This is a genomic window from Burkholderia sp. AW33-5 (genome assembly GCF_053427615.1).
Genome location: NZ_JBSAXA010000031.1, coordinates 1 through 25,556, shown reverse-complemented (window position 1 = coordinate 25,556; position 25,556 = coordinate 1). Strand labels below are relative to the sequence as shown.

The 25,556-nt window shown below is 69.9% G+C and carries 25 protein-coding genes, 1 other RNA gene and 1 riboswitch; of the genes, 13 read left to right on the top strand and 13 right to left on the bottom strand.

Going from position 1 to position 25,556, the window contains the following annotated elements; all coding sequences use genetic code 11:
* Nucleotides 1-59 precede the first annotated feature (59 nt).
* Nucleotides 60-977 (top strand): LysR substrate-binding domain-containing protein, encoded by a 918-nt coding sequence (locus ACV22V_RS29755; RefSeq protein ID WP_059692236.1) that lies wholly within the window; start codon nt 60-62, stop codon nt 975-977.
* Nucleotides 978-1,066: 89 nt separating this feature from the next.
* Nucleotides 1,067-1,957, top strand: a complete 891-nt coding sequence (gene lgt, locus ACV22V_RS29750; protein ID WP_059527617.1) for a prolipoprotein diacylglyceryl transferase — start codon at nt 1,067-1,069, stop codon at nt 1,955-1,957.
* Between the two features lie 168 nt (nt 1,958-2,125).
* Here lgt and ACV22V_RS29745 read toward each other — a convergent pair whose 3' ends face one another.
* The 5 genes from ACV22V_RS29745 to ACV22V_RS29725 form a co-directional block, all read right to left on the bottom strand.
* Nucleotides 2,126-2,866 (bottom strand): SIMPL domain-containing protein, encoded by a 741-nt coding sequence (locus ACV22V_RS29745; protein ID WP_059701886.1) that lies wholly within the window; start codon nt 2,864-2,866, stop codon nt 2,126-2,128.
* Nucleotides 2,867-3,084: 218 nt separating this feature from the next.
* Entirely contained in the window at nt 3,085-3,531 is a 447-nt protein-coding gene (locus tag ACV22V_RS29740) for an EVE domain-containing protein (RefSeq protein WP_448016308.1), read from the bottom strand.
* A 108-nt stretch (nt 3,532-3,639) separates the two neighbouring features.
* Nucleotides 3,640-3,821: non-coding RNA, 6S RNA (gene ssrS, locus ACV22V_RS29735), on the bottom strand.
* An 80-nt stretch (nt 3,822-3,901) separates the two neighbouring features.
* On the bottom strand, nt 3,902-4,216 hold the full coding sequence (locus ACV22V_RS29730; RefSeq protein WP_011885730.1) for a cell division protein ZapA: 315 nt from the start codon (nt 4,214-4,216) through the stop codon (nt 3,902-3,904).
* Complete coding sequence (locus tag ACV22V_RS29725) at nt 4,213-4,563, bottom strand: hypothetical protein (protein WP_059527607.1); 351 nt, start codon at nt 4,561-4,563, stop codon at nt 4,213-4,215. The genes ACV22V_RS29730 and ACV22V_RS29725 overlap by 4 nt, the downstream gene beginning before the upstream one ends.
* A 176-nt stretch (nt 4,564-4,739) precedes the next feature.
* Nucleotides 4,740-4,992, top strand: a riboswitch (cobalamin riboswitch).
* A 693-nt stretch (nt 4,993-5,685) separates the two neighbouring features.
* Here ACV22V_RS29725 and ACV22V_RS29720 point away from each other — a divergent pair.
* From ACV22V_RS29720 to cobC, 5 genes are read left to right on the top strand one after another with little or no spacing between them, the layout of a single operon-like run.
* A complete protein-coding gene (locus tag ACV22V_RS29720; protein ID WP_059528307.1) occupies nt 5,686-6,684 on the top strand; it encodes a FecCD family ABC transporter permease in 999 nt (332 codons plus the stop codon).
* Nucleotides 6,681-7,493, top strand: coding sequence for an ABC transporter ATP-binding protein (locus ACV22V_RS29715; protein ID WP_059692239.1), 813 nt, complete (start codon nt 6,681-6,683; stop codon nt 7,491-7,493). Before ACV22V_RS29720 ends, ACV22V_RS29715 begins: the two co-directional genes overlap by 4 nt.
* Before the next feature lie 52 nt (nt 7,494-7,545).
* Nucleotides 7,546-8,601: a nicotinate-nucleotide--dimethylbenzimidazole phosphoribosyltransferase gene (gene cobT, locus ACV22V_RS29710; protein WP_448016307.1), complete on the top strand. Its 1,056-nt coding sequence runs from the start codon at nt 7,546-7,548 to the stop codon at nt 8,599-8,601.
* Nucleotides 8,591-9,367 carry an adenosylcobinamide-GDP ribazoletransferase gene (locus ACV22V_RS29705; protein WP_059692241.1) on the top strand — a complete coding sequence of 259 codons (777 nt, stop codon included), beginning with the start codon at nt 8,591-8,593 and terminating at the stop codon, nt 9,365-9,367. The genes cobT and ACV22V_RS29705 overlap by 11 nt, the downstream gene beginning before the upstream one ends.
* Nucleotides 9,352-9,936: an alpha-ribazole phosphatase gene (gene cobC / locus ACV22V_RS29700; RefSeq protein ID WP_448016306.1), complete on the top strand. Its 585-nt coding sequence runs from the start codon at nt 9,352-9,354 to the stop codon at nt 9,934-9,936. The genes ACV22V_RS29705 and cobC overlap by 16 nt, the downstream gene beginning before the upstream one ends.
* Before the next feature lie 47 nt (nt 9,937-9,983).
* Here the strand turns inward: cobC and ACV22V_RS29695 are convergent, their stop codons facing one another.
* Genes ACV22V_RS29695 through cobU form a run of 4 tightly spaced genes read right to left on the bottom strand, consistent with a single transcriptional unit; the run spans nt 9,984 to nt 13,408 of the window.
* The gene (locus tag ACV22V_RS29695) at nt 9,984-10,901 is read right to left on the bottom strand and encodes a cobalamin-binding protein (protein WP_448016304.1); all 918 of its coding nucleotides are present in this window, start codon (nt 10,899-10,901) and stop codon (nt 9,984-9,986) included.
* Nucleotides 10,898-11,917 carry a threonine-phosphate decarboxylase CobD gene (cobD, locus tag ACV22V_RS29690; protein WP_448016303.1) on the bottom strand — a complete coding sequence of 340 codons (1,020 nt, stop codon included), beginning with the start codon at nt 11,915-11,917 and terminating at the stop codon, nt 10,898-10,900. Before cobD ends, ACV22V_RS29695 begins: the two co-directional genes overlap by 4 nt.
* Entirely contained in the window at nt 11,910-12,854 is a 945-nt protein-coding gene (cbiB, locus tag ACV22V_RS29685) for an adenosylcobinamide-phosphate synthase CbiB (protein WP_448016302.1), read from the bottom strand. The genes cobD and cbiB overlap by 8 nt, the downstream gene beginning before the upstream one ends.
* Nucleotides 12,848-13,408: a bifunctional adenosylcobinamide kinase/adenosylcobinamide-phosphate guanylyltransferase gene (gene cobU, locus ACV22V_RS29680; protein WP_059528305.1), complete on the bottom strand. Its 561-nt coding sequence runs from the start codon at nt 13,406-13,408 to the stop codon at nt 12,848-12,850. Before cobU ends, cbiB begins: the two co-directional genes overlap by 7 nt.
* Before the next feature lie 75 nt (nt 13,409-13,483).
* On the opposite strand from cobU, the gene ACV22V_RS29675 reads away from it, so the two are divergent.
* The 4 genes from ACV22V_RS29675 to ACV22V_RS29660 all read left to right on the top strand — a co-directional run bounded on the left by ACV22V_RS29675 (nt 13,484) and on the right by ACV22V_RS29660 (nt 16,575).
* Nucleotides 13,484-14,986, top strand: coding sequence for a cobyric acid synthase (locus tag ACV22V_RS29675; protein ID WP_448016301.1), 1,503 nt, complete (start codon nt 13,484-13,486; stop codon nt 14,984-14,986).
* Nucleotides 14,987-15,068: 82 nt separating this feature from the next.
* Complete coding sequence (locus tag ACV22V_RS29670) at nt 15,069-15,209, top strand: hypothetical protein (protein WP_175907982.1); 141 nt, start codon at nt 15,069-15,071, stop codon at nt 15,207-15,209.
* A 164-nt stretch (nt 15,210-15,373) separates the two neighbouring features.
* The gene (locus ACV22V_RS29665; RefSeq protein ID WP_059528303.1) at nt 15,374-15,787 is read left to right on the top strand and encodes a DoxX family protein; all 414 of its coding nucleotides are present in this window, start codon (nt 15,374-15,376) and stop codon (nt 15,785-15,787) included.
* 128 nt (nt 15,788-15,915) lie between these two features.
* Nucleotides 15,916-16,575, top strand: a complete 660-nt coding sequence (locus ACV22V_RS29660) for a ParA family protein (RefSeq protein ID WP_448016300.1) — start codon at nt 15,916-15,918, stop codon at nt 16,573-16,575.
* Nucleotides 16,576-16,717: 142 nt separating this feature from the next.
* Here ACV22V_RS29660 and panD read toward each other — a convergent pair whose 3' ends face one another.
* The 4 genes from panD to ACV22V_RS29640 all read right to left on the bottom strand — a co-directional run bounded on the left by panD (nt 16,718) and on the right by ACV22V_RS29640 (nt 19,310).
* Nucleotides 16,718-17,104 carry an aspartate 1-decarboxylase gene (panD, locus tag ACV22V_RS29655; protein WP_448016299.1) on the bottom strand — a complete coding sequence of 129 codons (387 nt, stop codon included), beginning with the start codon at nt 17,102-17,104 and terminating at the stop codon, nt 16,718-16,720.
* Between the two features lie 41 nt (nt 17,105-17,145).
* A complete protein-coding gene (gene panC / locus ACV22V_RS29650; RefSeq protein ID WP_059528301.1) occupies nt 17,146-17,985 on the bottom strand; it encodes a pantoate--beta-alanine ligase in 840 nt (279 codons plus the stop codon).
* 259 nt (nt 17,986-18,244) lie between these two features.
* Nucleotides 18,245-19,117, bottom strand: coding sequence for a segregation and condensation protein A (locus ACV22V_RS29645; protein WP_059527573.1), 873 nt, complete (start codon nt 19,115-19,117; stop codon nt 18,245-18,247).
* 4 nt (nt 19,118-19,121) lie between these two features.
* On the bottom strand, nt 19,122-19,310 hold the full coding sequence (locus ACV22V_RS29640; protein WP_044849219.1) for a DUF3460 family protein: 189 nt from the start codon (nt 19,308-19,310) through the stop codon (nt 19,122-19,124).
* A 253-nt stretch (nt 19,311-19,563) separates the two neighbouring features.
* Between ACV22V_RS29640 and ACV22V_RS29635 the strand changes: the two genes are divergently transcribed.
* Nucleotides 19,564-21,390, top strand: a complete 1,827-nt coding sequence (locus ACV22V_RS29635; protein ID WP_448016298.1) for an autotransporter assembly complex protein TamA — start codon at nt 19,564-19,566, stop codon at nt 21,388-21,390.
* 28 nt (nt 21,391-21,418) lie between these two features.
* Nucleotides 21,419-25,474 (top strand): translocation/assembly module TamB domain-containing protein, encoded by a 4,056-nt coding sequence (locus tag ACV22V_RS29630; RefSeq protein ID WP_448016296.1) that lies wholly within the window; start codon nt 21,419-21,421, stop codon nt 25,472-25,474.
* Nucleotides 25,475-25,556 lie beyond the last annotated feature (82 nt).

Genomic DNA, 25,556 nt, shown 5'->3' with positions numbered 1-25,556 from the left:
TTTGGGATGTCCAATATATTATTTGTCGCCTATTAAGTCGTTTTGCGAATGAGTGAAATATGGCTGACCCGACGCCTGATCTGCGCCAGTGGCGCTATTTCGTGACCGTTGCCGACGAGCGCCATTTCGGCCGTGCGGCCGAGCGCCTGTCGATGACGCAGCCGCCGCTGTCGCAAGCGATTCGGGCGCTGGAGGACGCGCTCGGCGTCGCGCTGTTCGCGCGTACCAAGCGCTCGGTCGCGCTGACGGCGGTCGGTGCGGCGCTGCTGCCCGACGTCCGCCGGCTGCTCGCGTCGGCCGACGCGCTGCCGCCGCTCGCGCGGCGTCTCGCGCGCGGCGAAGCCGGCTCGCTGTCGCTTGCGTTCGTGTCGACCGCCGATTACGGGCTGCTGCCGTCGCTGCTGCGCGCGTTCGGCGCACGCTATCCGCAGGTGCGGCTGCAACTCGCGGAGGCGACGAGCGACGTGCAGATCGACGAACTCGTCGCGGGCCGCATCGACGCGGGGCTCGTGATTCCGCCGGTGCCGCCGCGCCACGCGGCCGGGCTGTCGTACCTGCCGGTCGTGCGCGAGCCGCTGGTGGTCGCGATGCCGGCGGCCGCGGCGTCCGGCGTGCCCGAAGACGAACCCGTGCATCTGGCCGAGCTGGCCGCGCTGCCGCTCGTCATCTTCCCGCGTCGTTTGGCGCCCGGCTTTTATGACATCATTACGGGCTGCTACGGCGCGGCGGGGGAAACCCCGCGCATCGGCCAGGAGGCGATCCAGATGCAGACGATCGTCAGCCTCGTGTCGGCCGGCATGGGCGTCGCACTGGTGCCGCAGTCGTTGCGTAACCTGCGGCGCACCGGCGTGGTCTACCGGCCGCTCGCCGGCGACGCGCCGGTCGTCGAGACGGGCCTCGTGTGGCGCACGGGCGATGTCAGCCCCGTGCTCGCCGGCTTCATCGACGTCGTGCGCGCGCACGGTCTCGCCGCATGATGCGAACGATGGCGCGCCGGCGCCGTCCAATGCGCGGAGCGGCGCCGGTGCGAGCGCCGTACCGCATTCGAAAACTTCATCGCTAACCCATGATCATTCACCCGAATTTCGACCCCGTAGCGATCCATCTCGGGCCGCTGGCCGTGCGCTGGTACGGCCTCATGTATCTCGTCGGCTTCATCGCGGCGATCGTCGTCGGCCGGATCCGTCTGAAGCTGCCGCACGTCGCGGCGCAGGGCTGGACCGCCAAGGACATCGACGACATGATGTTCTACGGCGTGCTCGGCACCGTGCTCGGCGGCCGGCTCGGCTACGTGCTGTTCTACAAGGCCGACTTCTACTTCTCGCATCCGCTCGACGTGTTCAAGGTGTGGGAAGGCGGGATGTCGTTCCACGGCGGCTTCCTCGGCGTGACGCTCGCGATGGCGCTGTTCGCGTGGCAGCGCAAGCGCCACTGGCTGCAGGTCACCGATTTCGTCGCGCCGATGGTGCCGACGGGGCTCGCGGCCGGGCGGCTCGGCAACTTCATCAACGGCGAGCTGTGGGGCCGCGTGACCGATCCGAACGCGCCGTGGGCGATGTTGTTCCCGGGCGCGATGCGCGACGACGCGGCATGGCTGCCGAAGCATCCGGCGCTCGTCGAGCAGTGGCATCTTGCCGACGTGTTCATGCAGTACCAGATGCTGCCGCGCCATCCTTCGCAGCTCTACGAAATCGCGCTCGAAGGCATTGCGCTGTTCTTCGTGCTGTTCTTCTTCTCGCGCAAGCCGCGGCCGATGGGCGCGATATCCGCGCTGTTCCTGATCGGCTACGGGCTCGCGCGCTTCACGGTCGAATTCGCGCGCGAACCGGACGACTTCCTCGGCCTGCTCGCCCTCGGGCTGTCGATGGGGCAGTGGCTGTCGTTGCCGATGATTCTCGCGGGCATCGCGCTGCTGGTGTGGGCGTATCGTCGCCGCGCGGCGAGCGTGGCGGCGTGATGTTGCATGCGTCATGCGGTCGCGTCATGCGCGAGCTGTGTGACGCATGACGCGTGATGCGATGCGGATGCGCACGATCGGCGTGCGCATCGATCGCAGGATCCCGAATGAAAAACGCCGGCCCGAAGGCCGGCGTTTTCACATCTGCCGCGCGTTGCGCGACGTGCGTTACTTCATCTGTACGGAGCCGTTGACCGTGACCGACACGGTCGCCTTGCCGCCTTCGACCGCGATCGGCGCGCTCATCTTCGCGCTGTCCATCGGTGCCGCGGCCATCGCCATCATGCGCGGGTACGGCTGCACGTTGCGACTGCCGCCGACGTTCACGTCTCGGATCGAGTAGCTGTTGTAGCCGAAGGCCTTCGCGGCTTCGTCCGCGCGCGCGCGGAACGACTTGATCGCTTCGGTCGTGAGCTTCTGCTCGGCCGCGCGTTGCGCTTCGGGCGACAGCGAGAACTCGACGTTCGCGATCTGCATCTGGTTCGACAGCTGGCCCGCGAGCTTCGACGCCGCCGCGAAATCGCGCGATTCGAGCACGACTTCCGTACGGCCGCGCCATGCGGAGATCTTGCCGTCGCGATCGGTGCTCGGATACACGGAGAACGCGCCGGTGTGCGCGGTGACGCCCGATACGCCCTTCGCCTGCGCGAGCGCCGCGTCGGCGCGCTGGTTGAGCGCGGACGTCAGGCTGCCCGGGTCCTTCGCCTGCTGTTCGTAGAACAGCGTGATGTGGATGATGTCTTGCGGCACGTCGGCGCTGGCCTGCGACGACAGCGACAGCACGCCCGCCGGTTCCGGAAAGTGCGGGTTCGCGGTTTGCGCGTGCGCGGCCGGCGATGCGAGCGTCAGCGCGACGGGCACGGCGGCGGCGAGGGCGAGCGACAGCGCGAGTGCGGATTTCTTGGTCATTGTTGGACTCCTTGTGCGAGGGCGCGCATGCGGATCACGCGTGCGCGACGCGGGCGTACCGCGCGACGAAAAAACGGCCGTCGTCCCGATCGGGCGACAGCGGTTGCTTAGGCTGCACGAACGCGCCGCGAGTTCCGTGGCGGCGGCGCGTATTGACCGGATTTGACCTTTGGCGTGTGTCTGTTGCTTGGACTGACGCGTGCGCCGACTGTGTGCGCCTACTTCATCAGCTTTTCGGTGATGAAGCGCCACTCGGCGCGCGTGACGGGTGTGATCGACAGCCGGTTGCCGCGCGCGAGCACGCGCATGTCGGCGAGTTCGTCATGCTCGCGCAGCGCAGCGAGCGGCACGAGCGGCGACTTCTTCACGAAGCGCACGTCGACGAGCAGCCAGCGCGGCGATTCCTGCGTCGACTTCGGATCGTAATACGGGCTTTTCGGATCGAACTGGGTGGGGTCGGGGTAGGGCGTCGACGAGACTTCGGCGAGGCCCGCGATGCCCGGCTCAGGGCAGCTCGAGTGATAGAACAGCACGCCGTCGCCGATCTTCATCGTGTCGCGCATGAAATTGCGCACACCGGTCCACGGCAGCGAGTGCTGCGGCGCGTGCGCGAGATCGTCAATGCTTGCTTCGTCCGGTTCGGACTTCATGAGCCAGTATTGCATGGATCGTAATCGACGCAGAAAGGGCATGAAGGTCTGTTTGCATGCGCGTTTCGCATGCAAACAGACCCTGAAAAAGGAAACGGCATCGGGGACCCCGATGCCGTTGGATAGGCCCCCGCCTTGGCCGCTAGGCCGGCATCCTGAACCTGAGGTTCAGAATTGGTCGCAGTTAGCAGCACTTCGGGTACATCAGACAGAGTGACGCGCGCGCCCGTGCTACAAATTTCCGCAACCGTGCACATGGCATTGGTTCAAGGAATATATGACCTTGGCGAACCAGGCAGGGAAGCTGACTGAACTGTGTTTCGTTGCGCCAATTTGACCACCGTTGATCGCCGAGATCAAGGGGAATCGACGCATCGATCAAACGTTACTGCGTCTCGTGCTGTGCGAGCACCGCGCCGAGCTGTTCGTTCATCTGGTGCATTGTACGACGGATTTCTTCCGCCGGAAATGCTTCACCGTGACGCACGCTCGTTTGCAGTCGCAGCAATTCGGATGCGAGCGACAGGGCCGCCATCACCGCGATACGGTCGGTGCCGCGCACCGAACTGTTCGCGCGGATCTTCGACATTTCGGCGTCGACGCGTGCGACGGCCTCGAGCAGCGCCGCTTCGGTCTCGGCCGAACAGGCGAGCCGATAGGGCTGACCGAGAATCGAGACTTCGATCTGCTTGGTGCTCATGCATGTTCTCCGTGGCTGGCCGCGTCGTCGCCATCCGTGCGCGCCTGCGCATCCAGCAGGTCGAGCTGGTTGTCGGCTTGCTCCGCGCTCTTCGTACGCGGCAGTTTTTCGAGAATCGCGTTCAGTTTGACCTGGGCGTCATCGATCTTTGCCGACAGCGTGTCGCGCTCGGCCGCGAGCGCATTGCGTTCGTCGCGCAGTTGCGCGAGTTCCGCGCGGACCGTGTCCGCTTCCGCGCGCATTTGCGCGACTTGCTCCTCGAGCGCGAGCCGTTCCGAGTGATAGCGCTTGTTCAGCGAGATCAGACGGCCAATATTTTGAGATAAGGTTTCGAGTTCGTTGAGCATTTGCTGCGTCCTCTAAAGACCCAGCATTTTAGCGCGGAATAACGCGCATTCCGACATCTGTAACGTTTCCAGTCGTAACACCCCGGCTTCTTGCCGCGAATACGCGGCTGCGGCGCGTTCGCCGCGCGCTCCCGGCATACGTTCGGCCGCTTTCTTGACGCTCGCGCGACCCGCTCCTAAACTGGCGCCGCCTCGGTGCTCGCGCGTGCGTCGCGCGGTTAAACGGGAAGCAGGGCGCGTGCTCCGCATGGAGATCGCCAACCTGCGCTGCCCCCGCAACGGTAAGCGGCCGCGTCGGACGACGCAGGCCGGCTCGGGCGCGTTTCGCGTGCAGGTCGCACGCGGACGCGGGCCACTGCGCGTGATCCGCGCGGGAAGGCGAGCCGGTACGCCGCCAGCCCGGATACCGGCCGAGGTGAGGAGCCTGCACGGCTTCATGACGCGCGACCTGCGGGGAAGCGGGGCGCGCAGCGCTTCACGGGACTTGTCTTCGATGCTGACCCCAATCGTCCGCACGGCCTTCGGCGCACGCCGCGGCGTGCCGCATCCCGCCGTCGTGCGCGTCGCGGCGGCGGCTGGTTCGCCCGGATCGACGACGCAGGTCGTTGCGGCGCCCGGACCGGTCGCGCCGCGCGCCGACGCACCGCTGCCGCCGGAAGTCGCGATCACCGCGCCGATCATGCGTGACGGCAACGCAAGCGCGATGCCGATCGACCCGACGCGGCGGCTTCCACTATATTGCGCAAAATGTCGGCCGCACGCAGGTGCGGCTCGATGGGTCGTGGTCGTGTCACGCCGGTGCGACCGACGTTCGGCCGGCCGATCGCTTGCGGGATACGATCGGCGAAACGCGGGAATCGGGGTGCCGTTCGTGGCGCGCGCAATTGTCCGCCATCGGCCGCGCATCGCTCGCTGTGCCGCACACGGGCACGGCATCCGCACCGTGCGCGCGACGACATCACCGGGTCGCGGTTCGCCCGTGCATGCATCAACAACCTGTTCGACGAGGATGACGAGCTTGCGTATACCTGCCACACGCCGGAGCGCGACGCCGGTGCCGCGCCCGGCCGGCCACGACGGTCAGCGGAAGCGTCGTGCGTCGTGCGCGACGCCGCGCGGCGCATGAGCGCCGCGCGTGCCGCCGCGATCTGGGCCGCGCTCGCGGCCGTGGTCGCGTTGCTGTTCGTCGCATCGCTGTCGATCGGCAGCGTGCCGATGTCGCCGTGGCAGGCGCTCGCGTCGCTCGTGCCGCACGGCGGCGACGCATTGTTCGCCGACATCGTGCGCACGCTGCGGCTGCCGCGTGCGCTCGCGGGGTTCGCGTGCGGCGCGTTGCTTGCGCTGGCCGGTGCACTGCTGCAGGTGCTGTTGCGCAATCCGCTCGCGGAGCCGTATGTGCTCGGCGTGTCCGGCGGCGCGGCCGGCTTCGCGCTCGTCGCGATGATCGCGGGCGGCGCGTGGTGGCTCGTCGATGCATCCGCATTCGCCGGCGCGCTCGTATCGGTCGCGCTCGTGCTCGGCCTTGCTCGCCGCGAGCTGTGGCGCGGCGACTCGCGCGACGCGTCGCCGCGGCTGCTCCTCACGGGTGTCGTGATCGCGGCCGGGTGGGGCGCGCTCGTCACGCTGCTGCTGTCGCTCGCACCCGATGCGCGACTGCGCGGCATCATCTTCTGGCTGACGGGCGACCTGAACGGCGTGACGGCGCCGTGGTTCGCATGGGGGGCGCTGCTGGTGGCGGCATGCGTCGCGCTGCCGGCCGCGCCGCAGCTCAACGTGCTGCTGCGCGGCGACGCGACCGCACTCGCGCTCGGCGTGCCGGTCGCGCGAGTTCGCGTGCGGATCTACCTCGTCGCGTCGCTGGCCGCCGCGGCCGCGGTGACGACGGCCGGCACGATCGGTTTCGTCGGCCTCGTCGTGCCGCACGCGCTGCGGCTCGCATTCGGCAACGACCAGCGCATGCTGCTGCCGGCCGCAATGCTCGCGGGCGGCGGCGGAGTGATGGCCGCCGACCTGCTCGCGCGCACCGCGATCGCGCCCGCGCAATTGCCGGTCGGCGTGATGACCGCGTTGATCGGCGTGCCGGTGTTCCTGTGGATGTTGCTGAGGAGACCGATGCGATGACGCACGCCGCACCGCGCACTGCCGGCGAAATGACCTATGCGGCGATCGATCTCACGCTGACGGCCGGCGAACGGACGCTGCTCGACGGCTTCACGCAGGCGTTCCGTCCCGGCGAGATCTGGTGCATCGCGGGGCCGAACGGCGCGGGCAAGACGACGCTGCTCGCGACGCTCGCGGGCTTGCAGCGACCGGCCCGCGGCCACGTCGAGATCGACGGCCGGCCGCTCGCCGCATGGCCGCCCGAACAGCTCGCCCGGCGCCGCGCACTGATGCCGCAGCAATTGCACGACGCGTTCAGCGCGACGGTATTCGACACGGTGCTGCTCAACCGCTTTCCGTATCTCGGCGGCTGGGGCTGGGAGCGCGACGGCGACCGCGCGGCCGCGCGCGACGCGCTCGCGACGTTCGGGCTGACCGCACTCGCGTCGCGCGACGTGCTGTCGCTGTCGGGCGGCGAGCGACAGCGCGTCGCGCTGGCCGCGACGCTGTGCCAGGACGCGCCGCTGATGCTGCTCGACGAACCGCTCGCCCACCTTGACCTGCATCATCAGATCGATGGCCTGACCGCGCTGAGCGCATGGCTCGACGCGGGTCCGCGCACGGTGCTGTTCTCGTGCCACGACCTGAATCTCGCGCGGCGTTACGCGACGCATGCGCTGTTGCTCGACGGCCGCGGCCATGCGTGGGCGGGCCCCGTGCACGACGTGCTGACGCCGGCGCGTGCGAGCGATGCGTTCGGCTATCCGCTCGTGCTGATCCGCGAGAACGGCCGCGACGCGCTGCTGCCCGCGTGGCCCGAGCGACGATGAACTTCCTTCTTTCGATGCGCGGCACCGGCCGCGCCAACGAGGCAACCTTCCGATGACGAATCCGACCGACTTCCCGCCCGCGATCGCGCCGCTCGACGAGACGCTGCGCAAGCGCCTGCAGCATGTGATCGATCACAAGACCAAGCCGCCCGGCAGTCTCGGCCAGCTCGAGGCGCTCGCGCTGCAGGTCGGCCTGATCCAGCGCACCGAGACGCCGCACGTACAGCGTCCGGTGACGATCGTGTTCGCGGGCGACCACGGGATCGCGGCCGAGGGCGTGAGTCCGTATCCGCAGGCGGTCACCGCGCAGATGGTCGCCAACTTCCTGGCCGGCGGCGCGGCGATCAACGCGTTCTCGGGTGTCGCGCAGAGCGTGCTCGAGATCGTCGATGCGGGCGTCGCGTCGCCGCTGCCGGTGTCCGACCGGCTCGTGTCGCTGCCGGTCGCGCGCGGCACGCGCAACTTCGCGGCCGAACCGGCGATGACGCCCGACGAGGCGCAGACGGCGCTCGCCGCCGGTGCGGCGCGCGTGCGCCTGCACGCCTCGCTCGGCACGAACGTGATCGGCTTCGGCGAAATGGGGATTGCGAACACGTCGTCGGCTGCATGCCTGATGAGCCGGCTGCTCGACGTGCCGATCGACGCGTGCGTCGGGCGCGGCACGGGCCTCGACGACCAGGGGCTCGCGCACAAGCGCGCGGTGCTCGGCCGCGCGCTCGTCCGGCATTCGCATGCGATCGCGCCGCTCGACGTGCTCGCGACGTTCGGCGGTTTCGAGATCGCGATGATGACGGGCGCGTATCTCGCGGCCGCGAGCGAGCGGATGACGATCCTCGTCGACGGCTTCATCGCCACGGCCGCGCTGCTGGTCGCCGAGCGCATCGCGCCCGGCGTGCGCGACTACTGCGTGTTCTCGCATGCGTCGCACGAGGCAGGGCACCGGCGCATGCTCGAGCATTTCGGCGCGAAGCCGCTGCTCGCGCTCGACCTGCGCCTCGGCGAAGGCACGGGCGCCGCGCTTGCGCTGCCGCTGGTGCGCGCGGCGGTCGCGTTCCTCGCCGAGATGGCGAGCTTCGAATCCGCAGGCGTCGACAATCGTGACGCCTGAGCGCGCGAACGGTATACGCGCCGAACTGCGCTATTTCTTCGTCGCGCTCGGCTATTTCACGCGCGTGCCGGTGCCGCGCGCGATCGGCTACGCCGCTGGCGATCTCGACCAGGCCGCACGTTACTTCCCGCTGGTCGGCGCGTGCGTCGGCGCGTGGGGCGCGCTCGTCTATCTCGCGGCACTGCGCGTGTTGCCCGCGTCGATCGCGGTCGGATTGTCGATGGCCGCGACGCTGCTCGCGACCGGCGCGTTCCACGAGGATGGCCTGGCCGACAGCTGCGATGCGTTCGGCGGCGGCTACGCGCGAGACGACGTGCTGCGCATCATGCACGATTCGCGAATCGGCACGTTCGGCGCGGTCGCGCTCGTGATCGCGCTCGGCCTGAAATGGCAGGCGCTTGCGGCCATGCCGCCGCTGCGCGCCGCGTGGACGATGATCGCCGCGCATGCGGCGAGCCGCGCGGGGGCCGTGAGCTTGCTGATGTCGCTCGACTATGTCCGGCCGGAAGGCAAGGCGAAGCCGGTCGCGCAACGCATGGGCGCACGCGCGGCCTGGATCGCGGCCGCATTCGGGCTGCCGTGGCTGTTCTGGCCGGACTGGCGCGCGGGCCTCGCGGCGCTCGTCGCGCTCGCGCTCGTGCGCGCATGGGCGGCCCGCTATTTCGTGAAGCGGATCGGCGGGTATACGGGCGACTGCCTCGGTTTCGCGCAGCAGTTGAGCGAACTGGCGATCTATCTCGTGGTGCTCGGATGGATCTCGTCCTGATTCGCCATCCGGCCGTCGATGTCGAACCGGGCGTTTGCTACGGACGCAGCGACGTGCCGCTCGCCGCATCGGCCGAGGCGGGGGCGCGGGCCGTGCGTGAGCGTCTGGCGGCGCTCGGGGCGCCGTTGCCAGGGCAGGTCTGGACGAGCCCGCTGACGCGTTGCGCGTCGGTCGCCGAGCGGCTTGCGCAGGCGTTCGACGTGCCGCTGCGGCGTGATGCGGGCTGGCAGGAAATGGACTTCGGCGCGTGGGAGCTGCGTCGCTGGGACGATATCGACCGCGCGGCGCTCGATGCGTGGGCGGCCGACCTGATGCATGCGTGCGCGCATGGCGGCGAAAGCGTCGCACGGTTCGCCGCTCGCGTCGCACGGATCGCGGACGCGGTTGCGCGGGCCGACGCGCCGCAATGGGCGCTCACGCACGCAGGCGTGATTCGCGCATTCGCGTCGCATGCGTTGCGCGTGCCGCTCGATACGCTGCTGTCGCGACCGGTGCCGACGGGCGGCGTCGTCTGGTTGCGGATGGAGGATGCCGCCCGCACATGGGACGTCGTCCACTGGGACGCTTAGCCGACCGCTTGCTCGCCTGACGCGCGGAAGGGCATCGAAGCCCGAAATCAGCGCACTGGCCGCCGCGCCCGCGCGGCGTCGAGATCCTCGCACAGCGCGGCCGCGCCTTGCGCGATCCGCGGCGATGGCCGGGTCAGCAGATCGCCGTCGATCGCGAACAGGTTGTTGTGCGCCACGGCCGTCAGCGCGGGCCACGCACGCCAGCGCGCGAGGCTCGGCAGCGGTGCGTCCGAACGTGTCGCGCCGGCACTCGTCGTCACGATCGCTTCCGGATTTGCCGCGAGCACGGCCTCGTCGGTGACGGTCGGCGCGAGCGGCTTCAGCGCCGCGAACACGTTGCGGCCGCCGCACAGCGAGATGACTTCGTTGAACAGATGCGCGCCGTTGAGCGTCGTCAGCGGGCGGTCCCATACCTGGAAGAACATCGTGACCGGCGGGCGTGCCGCGTAACGCGCGCGCAGCGCCGCGATGTCGCGCGAGAACGATACCGCTGCCGCGTCGGCGACCGGCTCGGTGCCGAGCAGCGTGCCGAGCCGGCGCAGCGACGTGGCCACGTCGTCGAGATGTTTCGGTTCACTGAAGAACAGCGGAATGTGCAGCGCACGCAGCGCATCGGTTTGCCGCTCGGCGTTGCCGTGTCGCCAGACGACGATCAGGTCGGGCTTCAGCGCGGCGATTCGCTCGAGGTCGAGCGCCTTGTTGTCGCCGACACGCGGCACGGCCTGCGCGGCGGGCGGGTAGTCGCTGTACGTGACCGTGCCGACCAGTTTCGCACCGCCGCCGGCCGCGTAGACCAGCTCGGTCGCATGCGGCGCGAGGCTGATCACGCGTTGCGCCGGTGCGGGCAGCGTGACGGTATTGCCGGCATCGTCGCGGGTCGTCACGTCGGCGTGAGCGAAGGACGCGTGCGCGAGCGCGATTAGCGACGCGAGGACCGGCAGCCGGCGGAGCAGGCAAGCGGTCATGCGGCTGCCTGTGGCAGTGTCGGGACACACTGCGAGAGTGCGTCTGCGAAGCGCCGCCATTCGGCTTCGTTGCCCGGCAGGCCGACGCGCACGCTCGACGGTCGTGCAAAGTACCGCGTCCAGATCCCGTGTGCGGCGAGCGCCGCGTGCAGTGCGGCGGCGCGCGGGTCGTCGGTCCAGCTGAACAGCGGCGTCGCGTGCACCGCGAAGCCGTGCATGCGCAGCAGCGCGGCGAGGCGCTCGCCGTCGGCCGCGAGCCGCATGCGCGCGGCGGCCTGCCATGCGTGGTCGGCGAATGCGGCGGCGACCGCGTGACGCGCGGGGCCGCTGACGGTCCACGCGCCGAGCATGTCGCGCAGCGCGGCGACCAGCTCGGGACGGGCGAGCACGAAGCCGGCTCGAATGCCGGCGAGTCCGAAGAACTTGCCGACCGAGCGCAGCACGACGAGGCCCGGACGATCGGTGAACTGCGCGAGCGACGGCGTGGCGCCCGTATCCGCGAATGCCTCGTCGACGATGAGCGTGCCGCCGCGTGCCGACAGCTGCGCATGCCAGCCGAGCAGCCGTTCGGCCGGAACGAATTCAGCAGTCGGATTATTCGGATTCCCGACGATGACGTGACGCAGCGACGCGGGCAACACCTCCGCGCCGATGTCGAGCGCGACGACGCGATGGCCGTGGCGCGCGAACGCAGGGGCGTATTCGCCATACGCGAGCGCGGCGACACCGGCGTCGCCGGTCGGCAGCAGTGCGGGCAACGCGCGGATCGCGGCCTGGCTGCCGGCGACCGGCAGCACGTGCGCGGCATCGGGTGCGTGGTAGTAGCCGGACGCGCATGCGGCGAGCGTATCGCCGTCGTCGGGCAGCCGGCGCCATGCGTCGGCCGGGACCGGCGGCACCGGATAGCCGACCGGATTGATGCCGGTCGACAGGTCGAGCCACGCGTCGTACGGAATGCCGTGGCGGCGCGCGGCTTCGTGCAGGTTGCCGCCGTGCGGGATGCGTGCGTCAGACATGATGGGTAGCGAGGATGAGTGCGCCGCTCGCGACGAGCAGCGCGAGCCACAGCGCGAGCGTGCGCGTGACGAGCGACAGCGCGGCGACGACGTGCACGGCCGTCGCCGGCGCGCCGGTGCCGAGCGCGGGACGGTCTTCGATTTCGCCGTGATAGACGGCCGGGCCGCCGAGCCGCACGTTCAGGCTGCCGGCGCCCGCGGCCATCACGGGGCCCGCGTTCGGGCTGTCCCAGTGGCGCGCCTGCGTGCGCCAGCAGCGCCATGCTGCGGCCGTGTCGCCGAGCAGCGCGTAGCTCGCGGCGGTGAGGCGCGCGGGAATCCAGTTGAGCGCGTCGTCGAGGCGCGCGGCGGCCCAGCCGAACGTCAGGAAGCGCGGCGTGCGGTAGCCCCACATCGCGTCGAGCGTGTTCGCGAGCCGGAACAGCAGCGCGCCGGGGCCGCCCGCGACGACGAACCAGAAGAGCGCGCCGAAGATCGCGTCGTTGCCGTTCTCGAGCGCCGATTCGACGGCCGCGCGCGACAGCGCGCCTTCGTCGGCTTCGCTGGTGTCGCGCGATACGATGCGCGCGGTCAGCGCGCGCGCGGCGTCGAGGTCGTGCCGCAGCAGCGCGGCGGCGATCGGGGCGACGTGGTCGGCGAGGCTTTTCGCGCCGAGCGCGAACCACAGCAGCGCGACGTGCAGCGCGGCCGCGAGCGGCCAGGGCAGCACGGCCGCGAGCCACGCGGCGACGGCAACCGGCGGCACCACCGCCGCGAGCCAGGCGGCGACGCCGACCATGCGGCCGCGCCGCCCCGTGTTCAGCGCGCCTTCGATGCGCGCGGCGAGCCGGCCGAACGCGACGAGCGGATGCCAGCCGGCCGGTTCGCCGACGATGCGATCGACGATCGCGGCCGCGACCGCGAGCATCGCGACGACCGGCAGCGACAGCATCAGCATGACGGCGCTCCCGCCTTGAGTTCGAGCGGCAACCCGGCGACCAGCAGCGTCACGCGCGTCGCGAGCGCGGCGATGCGCTGGTTCAGGCGCCCGAGTTCGTCGACGTAGCGGCGCGTGACCGATCCGAGCGGCACGACGCCGAGCCCGATTTCGTTGCTGACGACGATCACCTTCGCGCGCGCACCGCGCAACGCGTGCTCGAGCCGCTCGACCTGCGCCGCATACTGCGCGTCGTCGAGCGGTTCGCCGTCGAGCGGGCACAGCAGGTTCGTGAGCCAGAGCGTGAGGCAGTCGACGAGCAGGCACGCGCGCGGATCGTCGAGCCGCGCGAGCGTGCCGGCGAGGTCGACGGGCGCGTCGGCGAAGCCCCAGTCGGCCGGCCGGCGCGCGCGGTGATGCGCGATGCGCCGTTCGAATTCGGCATCGGCGGCCGTCGCGGCCGCGGTTGCGATATAGGTGACGGGGCGGCCGCTGTCGGCGGCGAGCCGCTCGGCGTGCGCGCTCTTGCCCGAGCGCGCGCCGCCGAGGACGAAAGTGAGGTCGTGCGGAATCATCGCGTGATTGTAACGGCGCGCGCGTGGCGGCGCGGGCGATAATGCGGCCTTTGCTTCGCCACGACCTTGCATACGATGAATGCACCCGAACCGCAGCCGCGCGGCACGTTGATGATCCAGGGCACGACGTCCGACGCCGGCAAGAGCACGCTCGTCGCGGGCCTGTGCCGCCTCGCGCGTCGCGCGGGCGCGCGCGTCGCGCCGTTCAAGCCGCAGAACATGGCGCTGAACAGCGCGGTGACGGCCGATGGCGGCGAGATCGGCCGCGCGCAGGCGTTGCAGGCGCTCGCCGCGGGTGTCGCGCCGCATACCGATTTCAACCCGGTGCTGCTGAAGCCGACGAGCGATCGCGGCGCGCAGGTGATCATCCACGGCAAGGCGCGCATGAACCTCGATGCGCGTGCGTACCACGACTACAAGCCGGTCGCGTTCGACGCAGTGCTCGAATCGTACGCGCGGCTGCGTGCCGGCTACGACACGGTGCTCGTCGAAGGCGCGGGCAGCCCCGCCGAAATCAACCTGCGCGAAGGCGACATTGCGAACATGGGCTTCGCGGAACGCGTGGACTGCCCGGTCGTGCTGGTGGCCGATATCGACCGCGGCGGCGTGTTCGCGCATCTGGTCGGCACGCTCGCGTGCCTGTCGGACAGCGAGCGCGCGCGCGTGCGCGGCTTCGTGATCAACCGCTTTCGCGGCGACATCAAGCTGCTCGAACCGGGCCTCGACTGGCTGCGCGCGCAGACGGGCAAGCCGGTGTTCGGCGTGCTGCCGTACCTGCACGGATTGACGCTCGATGCCGAGGACATGCTGCCGTCGCAGGGGCGCAGCGCCGCCTTGCGCGGCGACGCCGGCGTGTTGCGCGTGGTGGTGCCCGCGCTGCCGCGAATCAGCAACCATACCGATTTCGACCCGCTGCGCGCGCATCCGCAGGTCGAGTTCACGTACTGGAAGAGCGGGCCGATGCCGGATGCCGACCTGCTGATCCTGCCCGGCTCGAAGAGCGTGCAGCGCGATCTCGCGTGGTTGCGCGACACGGGCTGGGACGCGGTAATCCGCCGGCACCTGCGCTATGGCGGCAAGGTGATCGGCATCTGCGGCGGGATGCAGATGCTTGGCCGCACGCTGGACGATCCGCTCGGCCTCGAAGGCGCGCCCGGCAGCGTGCCGGGGCTCGGGCTGCTCGATTTCGACACGACGCTGCAGCCGGACAAGACGCTGAAGAACGTGACCGGGCATCTCGCGCTGCCCGGCGCGGCCGCCGTGCACGGCTACGAGATCCACATGGGCGATACGCGCGGGCCCGCGCTCGCGACGCCCGCGCTGGAACTGGCGGCGGGCGACGCAGCGGGCGGCGTGCGCGCGGACGGCGCACGGTCGGCCGACGGGCAGATCCTCGCGACCTACGTGCACGGGCTGTTCGACGCGCCCGACGCGTGCGCGGCACTGCTCGCGTGGGCGGGGCTCGACGGCGCGGAGCGCATCGACTACCCGGCGCTGCGCGAGGCGTCGCTGGAGCGGCTGGCCGATTCGTTCGCCGAGCATCTCGATTTGCGCGCGCTGTACGCCGAGTTCCGTTGACGCAGGGCGTGCCCGGCCTGGCATTTTGCGGCGGATCGCGTACAACTCAGATGGGCGGAGGTCCGCCCGAAGGAGCGCGACGATGAAGGCTCGATGGTGGTTGGGCGTGCTGCTCGCGGCGCTGCTGGGCGCGTCGGCGGCGGCGCACGCATGTGACTCGTACGCACCGGGCGGCGGGCCGGCCGGTTCGGGTGACGCCACGCAAGGCAAAAGCGGCGGCTGAGGTCCGTAGCCGGGTACGGGCAGCGGGGCATGATCGGTCATGCCCTTTTTTACCACCCGATTCGTTCTTTTTGGGAATCAGTTAAAGCCGTATCGCGTGTTTATTGGTCGAATCGATTCGAATAGAGTGCGATCCATTCTCATCCACTCATGAAGGAATTCGCCATGAACCCCCAACGCCTCAACGATCTCGGCGCGACGCTGCTGCGCGTCGCACTCGGCGTACTGTACCTCGCGCACGTCGCGCAGAAGGTGTTCGTCTTCACGCTGCCCGGCACCGCGCAGTTCTTCGCGTCGATCGGCCTGCCGGGCTGGCTCGCGTACGTGACGACGTTCGTCGAGCTGGCCGGCGGCCTTGCGCTGCTCGCGGGCTTCCGCGTGCGGATCGCCGCGCTGGTGCTGCTGCCGTTCATGCTCGGCGCGGTGTCCGCGCATCTGCCCAACGGCTGGAGCTTCGCGTCGCCGAACGGCGGCTGGGAATATCCGGCGTTCTGGGCCGTCACGCTGGCCGTGCAGGCGCTGCTGGGCGGCGGCGCGTTCGCGCTCGGCGCACCGCGCGCCGCGACGCGAACCGCATAAAAGAGGGCGGGCATCGGCGCAACCCGTTCCGGTGACACCCCGTTTGCCGATATCATCGCTCCCTGTATCCGCAATCGAGCGGCGCTTGCCAGGGCGGCAGGCGCCGCGTGGCTTTTTCGGGGGAATTCATGACGGTCATCGTGGTGGCGAATCCGAAGGGCGGCGTGGGGAAAAGCACGCTGTCCACCAATCTTGCCGGCTATTTCGCGGCGCAGGGCGCATGGGTCGCGCTCGCCGATCTGGACCGGCAGCAGTCCGCGCATGCGTGGCTCGACCTGCGGCCGGCCGGCCTGCCGACGATCGAGGCGTGGGATCTCGATCCGGACGCGCCGTCGAAGCCGCCGCGCGGCCTCGAATACGCGGTGATCGACACGCCGGCCGGCCTGCACGGCAACCGGCTCAACGTCGCGCTGCAGCTCGCCGACAAGGTGATCGTGCCGCTGCAGCCGTCGATGTTCGATATTCTCGCGACCCAGCAGTTTCTGGAGCGCCTCGCCGCCGAGAAGGCGGTGCGCAAGGGCAGCGTGGAGGTCGGGATCGTCGGGATGCGGGTCGACGCGCGCACGCGCTCGTCCGATCAGCTGCACCGTTTCGTCGAAGGGCTCGGGCTGCCGGTGCTCGGCTACGTGCGCGACACGCAGAACTACGTGCAGATCGCCGCGCACGGCCTGACGCTGTGGGACGTCGCGAAAAGCCGCGTCGAGAAGGATCTCGAACAGTGGCGGCCGATCGTCGAATGGGCCGAGCGTCGCGCGCCGAAAGCGGAGAAGGTCGCCAAGGCGTCTTGATCGCCGAGGGCCGGACATCGGCGAGGCCAATCCAGCAGTGTGAATGAAGAAGGGCCTGATCCGGCATCGTGACGGATCAGGCCCTTCCCGCATCGGCGGCTGCGCGGTGCCGGCCGTCATGGCGCGCCGGCCGCCGCGTGAATCAGGTCCAGTTCTGCGTCGGCACGTGATCGCGGTGGCCCTTGATCTTGTTGCCTTCGTCGATGAACACGAGCTTCGGCTTCCAGCCGGCCTGCAGCTCGGCTTCATCGACCATCGCGAACGCTGCGATGATCACGAGGTCGCCGAGTTGCGCGCGGCGCGCCGCCGAGCCGTTCAGCGAAATCATCCCGCTGCCGCGCTCGCCCTTGATCGCGTACGTCGAGAAGCGCTCGCCGTTGTTGACGTTCCAGATGTCGATCCGTTCGTTTTCGATGAGGCCCGCCGCTTCGAGCAGGTCTTCGTCGATCGCGCACGAGCCTTCGTAATGCAGCTCGCAGTGCGTGACGACCGCGCGGTGGATCTTCGATTTGAGCATATGGCGCTGCATGGTATCTCCGTGATGCGTGAGAGGCGAGGGCGGGCGGCCCGTCAGATTTCCAGGTTGTCGATCAGGCGCGTCGCGCCGAGTTTCGCGGCCGCGAGCACGACGAGCGGCTCGCCGGCTTCGAGTTCGGCGGCGCTCGGCGCGATCAGGTTCGCGCGGCGGCGGATCGAGATGTAGTCGGGCGCCCAGCCGCGCTCGGCCAGGTGCGTGCGCGCGGTCTGCTCGAGCTTGCCGAGGTCGCGTTCGCCGCCGAGCACGCTGTCGCGTACGCGCTGCAGCGTCTTCGCGAGTTCCGGCGCCTCCTTGCGCTCGTCGGTCGTCAGATAGCGATTGCGCGACGACAGCGCGAGGCCGTCCTCGTCGCGCACCGTCTCGGCCGCGATGATCTCGACCGGCAGCGCGAGCTGCTGGCACATCCGGCGCACGATCATCAACTGCTGGTAATCCTTCTTGCCGAACACCGCGACGCGCGGCTGCACGCAGGACATCAGCTTCGCGACGACCGTGCACACGCCGGTGAAGAAGCCCGGGCGGAACTCGCCCTCGAGGATCCCGCCGAGGTCGTCGGGCGGCAGCACGCGGTACTCCTGCGGCTCCGGATACATGTCGCGCTCGGTCGGCGCGAACAGCACGTAGACGTTTTCCTTCTGCAGCTTCTCGATGTCGTCCTGGAGCGTGCGCGGATATTTGTCGAAATCCTCGTTCGGGCCGAACTGCAGCCGGTTGACGAAGATGCTCGCCACGACCGGGTCGCCGTGCTGGCGCGCGAGGCGCATCAACGACAGGTGACCTTCGTGCAGGTTGCCCATCGTCGGCACGAACGCCGTGCGGTTCTGGCCGCGCAACTGGTCGCGCAGTTCCTGGATCGAGCTGATGACTTTCATGATCGGGTAGCGGGTTCCTCGCGCAGGCGCGCGTTGGCGCCGCAACAGCGGCGTCGGGGTCGAAGCGGAGAACGCCGGCGCGCGGGCGGCGCATCGGGCGTCGGCGGATTGTAGAGGATTTGGCCGCCGGACGCATCGAAAAAAGTACGATCGTTCACTTTTTAGCCGGGCGCACCGCGAGCGAGCCGCGCGGGCGGGCCCGGCGGCGGGATGCGGTGTGTTCCGGCGTGCGGGGGTGATGCGGGCGCGGCGGCGCGCGTTACGCGGGCAGGTACGCGAGGCGCACGTAGATCGGCGCGAACGGTTCGGCCTGCGTGATCTCGACGAGCGATTCGCGCGCGAGTTCGAGCATCGCGATGAAGTTCACGACGACGACGGGCACGCCGCGCGACGTGTCGAACAGATCGGCGAACTCCATGAAGCGTGCGTTCTGCAGCCGTCGCAGGATCAGGCTCATGTGTTCGCGCACCGACAGCTCCTCGCGGGAGATCTTGTGGTGCTGGACGAGCTTCGCGCGCTTGAGCACGTCGGCCCACGCGGCGCGCAGGTCGTCCGAATCGACGTCCGGGAAGCGCGGCGTGATGCTCTGCTCGATGTAGACCTCGGCGCGCAGGAAGTCGCGGCCGAGCTGCGGCAACTGGTCGAGGCGTTGCGCGGCGAGCTTCATCTGCTCGTATTCGAGCAGGCGGCGCACGAGTTCCGCGCGCGGATCCTCGGCTTCCTCGCCGGTATCGGCCTTCTTGACCGGCAGCAGCATCCGCGACTTGATCTCGATCAGCATCGCGGCCATCAGCAGGTATTCGGCCGCCAGCTCGAGGTTCGACGTGCGGATCTGGTCGACGTAGCCCAGATATTGCGCGGTGACCTGCGCCATCGGGATGTCGAGCACGTTGAAGTTCTGCTTGCGGATCAGGTACAGCAGCAAGTCGAGCGGGCCTTCGAACGTCTCGAGGAACACCTCGAGCGCATCGGGCGGGATGTAGAGATCCTGCGGCAGCTTGAAGAGCGGCTCGCCGTACAGGCGTGCGAACGCCGCGACACCGTCGACCGTGTCGGGCGTCGAATCGGCGCCCGCGGGCGCGGCGATCGCGTCGTCCTGCCGGGCGGCGCTGGCCTCGTCGGCGGCGCTCACGTCGTCAGAAGTTCTGGTAGTAGACGTAGGACGTTTGCTTCACGCGCGATTCCTGCTGCTCGGCGCGCTCGTCGAGGTCGATCGGCTGCTTGTCCCACAGCAGCGAGCGGCCCTTGCGCTGCTCTTCTTCGAGCGTCGGCTTCTGTTGCTTGAGCTGATTCAGGAATTGCGTGACGTCGGACTGATACGGCATGGCTTGGCTTTCCGTTTCGGGCGGCGCACGATGCGCCGGGTTCGCGATGGCGGGATTTTACCGCATAGCGGGGAACAGCCGGCGGCAATCGCGCGTCGAATCCGCTGGCGCGACACCCGCGGCGCGTCCGGCCGGCCCCGCGCGCGTCGCGTTGCGTCCAGGCGTCAAAGCGGCGCCCGTGCGGGCAGCGCCGCCGCCCTGTGGTCAAATACGGGGTTTTCCGCAAAATCACCAACCGAGGACGAGGTCATATTTGGCGGGTCAGGTGAACCAGCAGGCACATACGGCGCATGAGGCGAGCCCGCGCGCGGCGCGTCACCGCGGTCGTCGCGCGCGGCGCGGCGCCGGTGCGGCGGCCCGGGCGGCCCTCGCGGGCTGTCTCGCCGCGTGCTTCGTGCTGCCGGCGTATGCGAAGTACGACGTCGAGATCGACTCGCCGCGCGCGATCCGCAAGCTCCTCGAGGCCCATCTCGACATCGCGCGCTTCGCCAAGCGCGACGACATCAGCGACGACCAGTTCGACTTCCTCGTGACCGCCACGCCGCAGCAGGTGCGCGACCTGACCGCGACGGCCGGCTATTTCTCGCCGGTCGTGCGCACGGACGTGCGCACGCGCGACGGCAAGCGCGACGTGCGCGTCGCGGTCGATCCGGGGCCGCAGACCGTCGTGTCGACGGTCGACCTGGCGTTCAAGGGCCCGGTCGAGACCGAGGATCCGAAGCAGGAGGCCGCGACCCGTTTCGCGTTCTCGCTGAAGCCGGGCGACCCGTTCACGCAGTCCGACTGGGACGGCGCGAAGGGCGCGGCGCTCAAGCAACTGCAGTCGCGCCGCTATCTCGGCGCGAAGATCGCGTCGTCGGAAGCGCGCGTCGATCCGCGCATGCAGCGCGCGACGCTGGCCGTCACGTTCGACAGCGGCCCGACGTTTACGATCGGCAAGGTCGACGTCGACGGCGTGCGCCGCTATCCGGAAAAAATCGTCACGAACGTCAATCCGCTGTCGGAAGGCGAGATCTACGACGTGCAGCGGATCACCGAGCTGCAGCGGCAGCTGCAGAACACGCCGTACTACGCGAGCGTCGCGATCGACGTCGGCGACGATACGGCGAAGCCCGAGCGCACGCCCGTGCACGTGAAGGTCAGCGAGTTTCCGTACAACAACATTCGCGGCGGCGTCGGCTACGCGACCGATACGGGCCCGCATGTGCAGGGCTCCTACACGTATCTCGACACGTTCGGCGCAGCTTGGCCGCTCACCGTGTCGGGCCGGCTCGACCAGATCCAGCAGTACGGCCAGGTCCAGCTGTCGATGCCGCCCGGCGAAAAAGGCTGGACCAACAGCGTGCTCGCGTCGTACACGAACACCAACGTGTCCGACACGCGGATCTACAGCGCGCGGATCGGCGCGCAGCGCACCCGCACCGGTCAGTTCATCGACTACGCGTATTCGCTGATGTTCTATCAGGACCGGCTCGACCAGAACGGCGCCGGCCCGACCACCAGCCGTGCGCTGGTGCCGCAGTGGGCATGGACGCGCCGCAACGTCGACGATCCGCTGTTCCCGCGCTCGGGCAACCTGATCCACGCGGAGGCCGGCTTCGCGATCAAGGGCGTGTTGACGGACCAGACCTTCATCCGCGGCTACGCGCGCGGCCAGCAGTACGTGCCGATCGGCAAGCGCGACCTGTTCGTGTTCCGCGCGGAGCTCGGCGGCGTGTTCACGAGCGGCAGCTCGGCCGGTGTGCCGGCGTCGCTGCTGTTTCGCGCGGGCGGCTCGAATTCGGTGCGCGGCTACGGCTACCAGAGCATCGGCAACAGCGTCGACGGCTCCGTGCTGCCGACCAAGTACCTGATGACGGGCACCGCCGAATACCAGCACTGGTTCAACCGCGACTGGGGCGCCGCGACCTTCTTCGACATCGGCACCGCGACCGATGCGTGGGGCGAGAAGGTGTTCTACCCGGGCGTCGGCATCGGCGCGCGCTGGCGCAGCCCCGTCGGCCCGATCAACGTCGACGTCGCGTACGGACTGCGCAACCACAGCGTGCGCCCGTACCTGACGCTCGGCATCGCTTTCTGACCTTGTTGCACGAGCCACGACGAACCGCATGACGAAGGATCCGAACGACACGCCGCCGCCTCACGATCCGGACTCGCCCGAGCGCGCGCCCGACGCGCCGCCGCGCGCGCGGCGCCGCGTGCGTGCGGGCCGGCTCGTCGCGTGGACGCTCGTGACGGTCGTGCTGCTCGCCGTGCTGGCGGCCGGGCTCGTGCTGGCCGCGGCGACGACCGAGCGCGGCACGCGGCTCGCGTGGCAGACGGCCGTGCGCGTGCTGGGCGGTCGGCTGGCGGGCACGCTGGAAGGCGGCGCCCTCGCGACGGGCGTGCGGTTGCGCGGCTTCGCGTGGACGAGCCCCGGCGGCGCCGGCACCGAAGTGCGGATCGACCGGCTCGACGGCCGCTGGGCGCTGACCCGCGCGCCGTGGCGGCTGTCCGTCGACTACCTTCGCGCGGGCACGATCGACGTGCGGATCGCGCCGGGGCCATCGACGCCGAGCACGACGCCGCAGGACTTGAGCCTGCCGCTGCAGTTGCGGATCGACGATCTGCGCGTCGATCACCTGGCGATTCACGAAGGCGGGTCGACGACGCAGCTCGACCATCTCGCGCTGAACGGCCGCAGCGACGGCCGCCACCATGAACTTGCGCTCGACGGCGTCGACACGCCGTACGGCGCGCTGACCGCACGCGTGAAGCTCGACGGCGTGAAGCCGTTCGCGCTGACGGGCAACGCGACTTACGTGGGCAAGCTCTCGAACGAACCGGTCAACGCGAGCGCGAACGTATCGGGTTCGCTCGAAGCGCTCGTCGCCGACGTCGCCGCGAGCGGGATGAAGCTGAACGGGCGCGCGCACGTCGAGGCCGCGCCGTTCGGCGCGGTGCCGCTCACGCGCGCGTCGCTCGTGTTCGATCACGTGAACCCGCAGGCGCTCGCGCCGGGCGCGCCGGCCGCCGATCTCGCGGTGCGCGCGGAGCTGGCGCCCGTGACCGCGCCGGCGGGCGCCACAGCGGCGAAGGGTTTCGCGGTGACCGGCCCGGTGTCGATCGTCAACGCGAAGCCCGGCACGCTGGGCGAGCACCTGCTGCCCGTCGTCGACGCACATGCGACCGTCAATCTCGACGCACACGCGCAGCGGATCGACGGCCTCGCGCTGAAACTGATCCGCGACGGCAGCGTGACCGGCAACGGCGCGCTGACCGGCGGCAAGGGCCGCTTCGACCTGAAGGTCGCGAACCTCGACCTCAATGCATTCGTCGCCGAGTTGCGGCCGATGCGCCTCGGCGGCCCGCTCGGCGTGACGCTCGCAGGCGACGTGACGACCGTCGACTTCAACCTGAACGATCCGAAGCTCGCGCTCGGCGCGCGCGCGAAGGTCGCGCTGACGCAGCAGCAGACGGTGCTGACCGATGCGCGCGTGACGGCGGGCAAGGGACGTATCGACCTGACCGGCGTGTTCCGTCACGACGCGCATTCGAGCTACGACGCGAAGGCGACGCTGACCGCGTTCGATCCGCTGCTGCTCGCCGCGATGCGCGCGCCGGCCGCGGGCGGCGGCAAACCGGCCGCCAAAGCGGCGAAGGCAACCGCGAAGGCGCCGGCCAGGCGCGGCGAGACGCGCGTATCGGGCACGCTGACGGCCTCCGGCGCGTTCGCGCCGCAGGTGTCGACGAAGGCGACCTTCAAGCTCGGCGACAGCCTCTACGACGGCGTGCCGCTGACCGGCGCGGGCGTCGTGCAGCTCGTCGGCGCGCGGATCCTGCCGAGCAACGCGACCCTGTCGATCGCGGGCAACCACGTCGACCTGCGCGGCAGTTTCGGCGCGCCGGGCGACCGGCTGCGCTTCGTCGTCGACGCGCCGGAGCTCGACCGGCTCGGCTTCGGCGTGCAGGGGCTCGTGCAGGCGCAGGGCGAGCTGACCGGCAGCTTCGCGCACCCGAACGTGACGGGCACCTACAAGGCCCAGCACGTCGTGGTCGGCTCGAACCGGATCGGTGCCGCGCAGGGGCGCGCCGACATCCGCGACGGCGCGCACGGCGCGCTCGTGTTCACGGCCGACGCGACCGACATCGCGCTCGGCTCGCTGCAATTGAAATCGCTGCGCGCGAACCTCGACGGCACGCGCGCGAAGCACACGCTCGACGCGTCGGCGATCGGGACCGCCGGCGGCCGCGTGATCGACCTGACGCTCGCGGCGAACGGCGGCGTGGTCGAGAATCGCGACGGGATGCGCTGGGGCGGCACCGTCACGCGCCTCGCGAACCGCGGCACGCCGTCGGTGGCGCTGCAGGCGCCGCTTGCCGTGTCGGCCGGCGCCGGCCGCGTGACGCTCGGCGCGACGCGACTCACGCTCGAAGGCGCGGCGATCGACCTGAAGTCGTTCGTGTTCGATCACGGGCAGATGCGCTCGGCCGGCGCCGTGCGCGGCGCGTCGGTCGCGCGCTTCCTCGAGATCCGCCAGGAGCTGACGGGCCAGCGGCCGCCGGTGCGCACCGACGTCGTGCTCGATGCCGACTGGGATTTCTCGCTCGGCGCGAACGCGACGGGCTACGTGCAGGTGAAGCGGCGCGGCGGCGACGTGACGATCGAGACCGGGCGCGGCATCGCGTCGCTCGGGCTGACCGACCTGTCGGCGCGCGCGAGCTTTGCACCGGGCAACCGGCTCAACGTGGTGGCGCTCGCGAAGGCGAACCGGGTCGGCACGCTCGACGCGAACGTCACCGTGCCGTTCGCGCTGCGCGACGGCGTGTTCGGCGTCGTCGACGACGGCCCGCTGGCGGGCCGCATCGACGCCGACATCCCGTCGCTGAAGTCGACCGGCAACCTGTTCGGGCCGAGCTACCTGCTCGGCGGGCGCGCGGCGCTGAAGCTGACGATCGCGGGCACGCCGGTGAAGCCGAACGTGTCGGGCATGCTGACGGGCGACGATCTGTCCGCGACGCTCGTCGACCAGGGCGTGCAGCTGAAGGACGGCATCGTGCGCGTGAAGCTCGCGGAGAACCTCGTCGAATTCCAGCAGGTCGAGTTCCACGGCGGCGACGGCACGCTGCGCGCGATCGGCCGCGTGCGTCTCGACGGCGAGGCGCCTGACCTGACCGCGAGCATCGTCGCGGACAAGCTCGAGCTGTTCGCGGCGCCGGACCGCAAGCTGTCGCTGTCGGGCAAGGCGACCGTCGCGAACGACGGGCCGCGCGGCGCGCTGTCGATCGACGGCAAGTTCGTCGTCGACCGTGCGTTGTTCGACCTGCCGGAGGACGCGGCGCCGCACTTGTCCGACGATGTCGTCGTGGTGCGGCCGGACGGAACCGTGCGCGGCGAGACGCCGACCGGCACGGCGGTCGCGAAGCCGCAGAAGGTCGAGGACAAGCCGGCGCCGTCGCTCGCGCCGCGCGCGAACATCGACATCGGCCTCGGCAACAACTTCCGCTTCAAGGGGCACGGCGCGGATCTCGGGCTGCGCGGCACGATCACCGTGATGAGCGCGCCGGGCGTGCCGCTGCGCGCGGTCGGCAACGTGCGCGTGACGGAAGGGTCGACGTATACGTCGTTCGGCCGCAAGCTCGCGGTCGAGAACGGCTTCTTCACGTTCAACGGCCCCGTGTCGAATCCGGGCGTGAACATCCTCGCGATGCGGCGCAACCAGGAGGTCGAGGCCGGCGTGCAGGTCGTCGGCACGATTCAGTCGCCGACGGTCAAGCTCGTGTCCGAGCCGAACGTCACCGACAACGAAAAGCTGTCGTGGCTGCTGTTCGGGCACGGCACCGACCAGGGCAACAACGTCGGCCAGCAGAACGCGATGACCGCCGCGCTCGGGCTGCTTGGCAGCGCGACCGGCAGGCGCGTCGCGCAGAGCATCGGTCTCGACGAATTCTCGATCGGCCGCAGCGACGTCGGCCTCACCGACGCACAGGTCGTGCAGATCTCGAAGGCGATCAACGAGCGTTTCGTGCTCGGTTACGAGCAAGGGCTGCAATCGGCGAGCAACGCGTTCAAGGCGACGATCAACCTGACGCGCTTCTGGTCGGTGTCCGCGTATGGCGGCACGTTCCAGGGCGTCGACCTGAACTACACGCGGCGCTTCGATCGCTGGTTCGGCCAGCGGTGACGATGCCGCGCGCCGGCTCGCATCGCCGTCGCGCGGTCCCCGTTGCGAACATAAAAAAAGCCCCGCACGCATCTGAACTGAC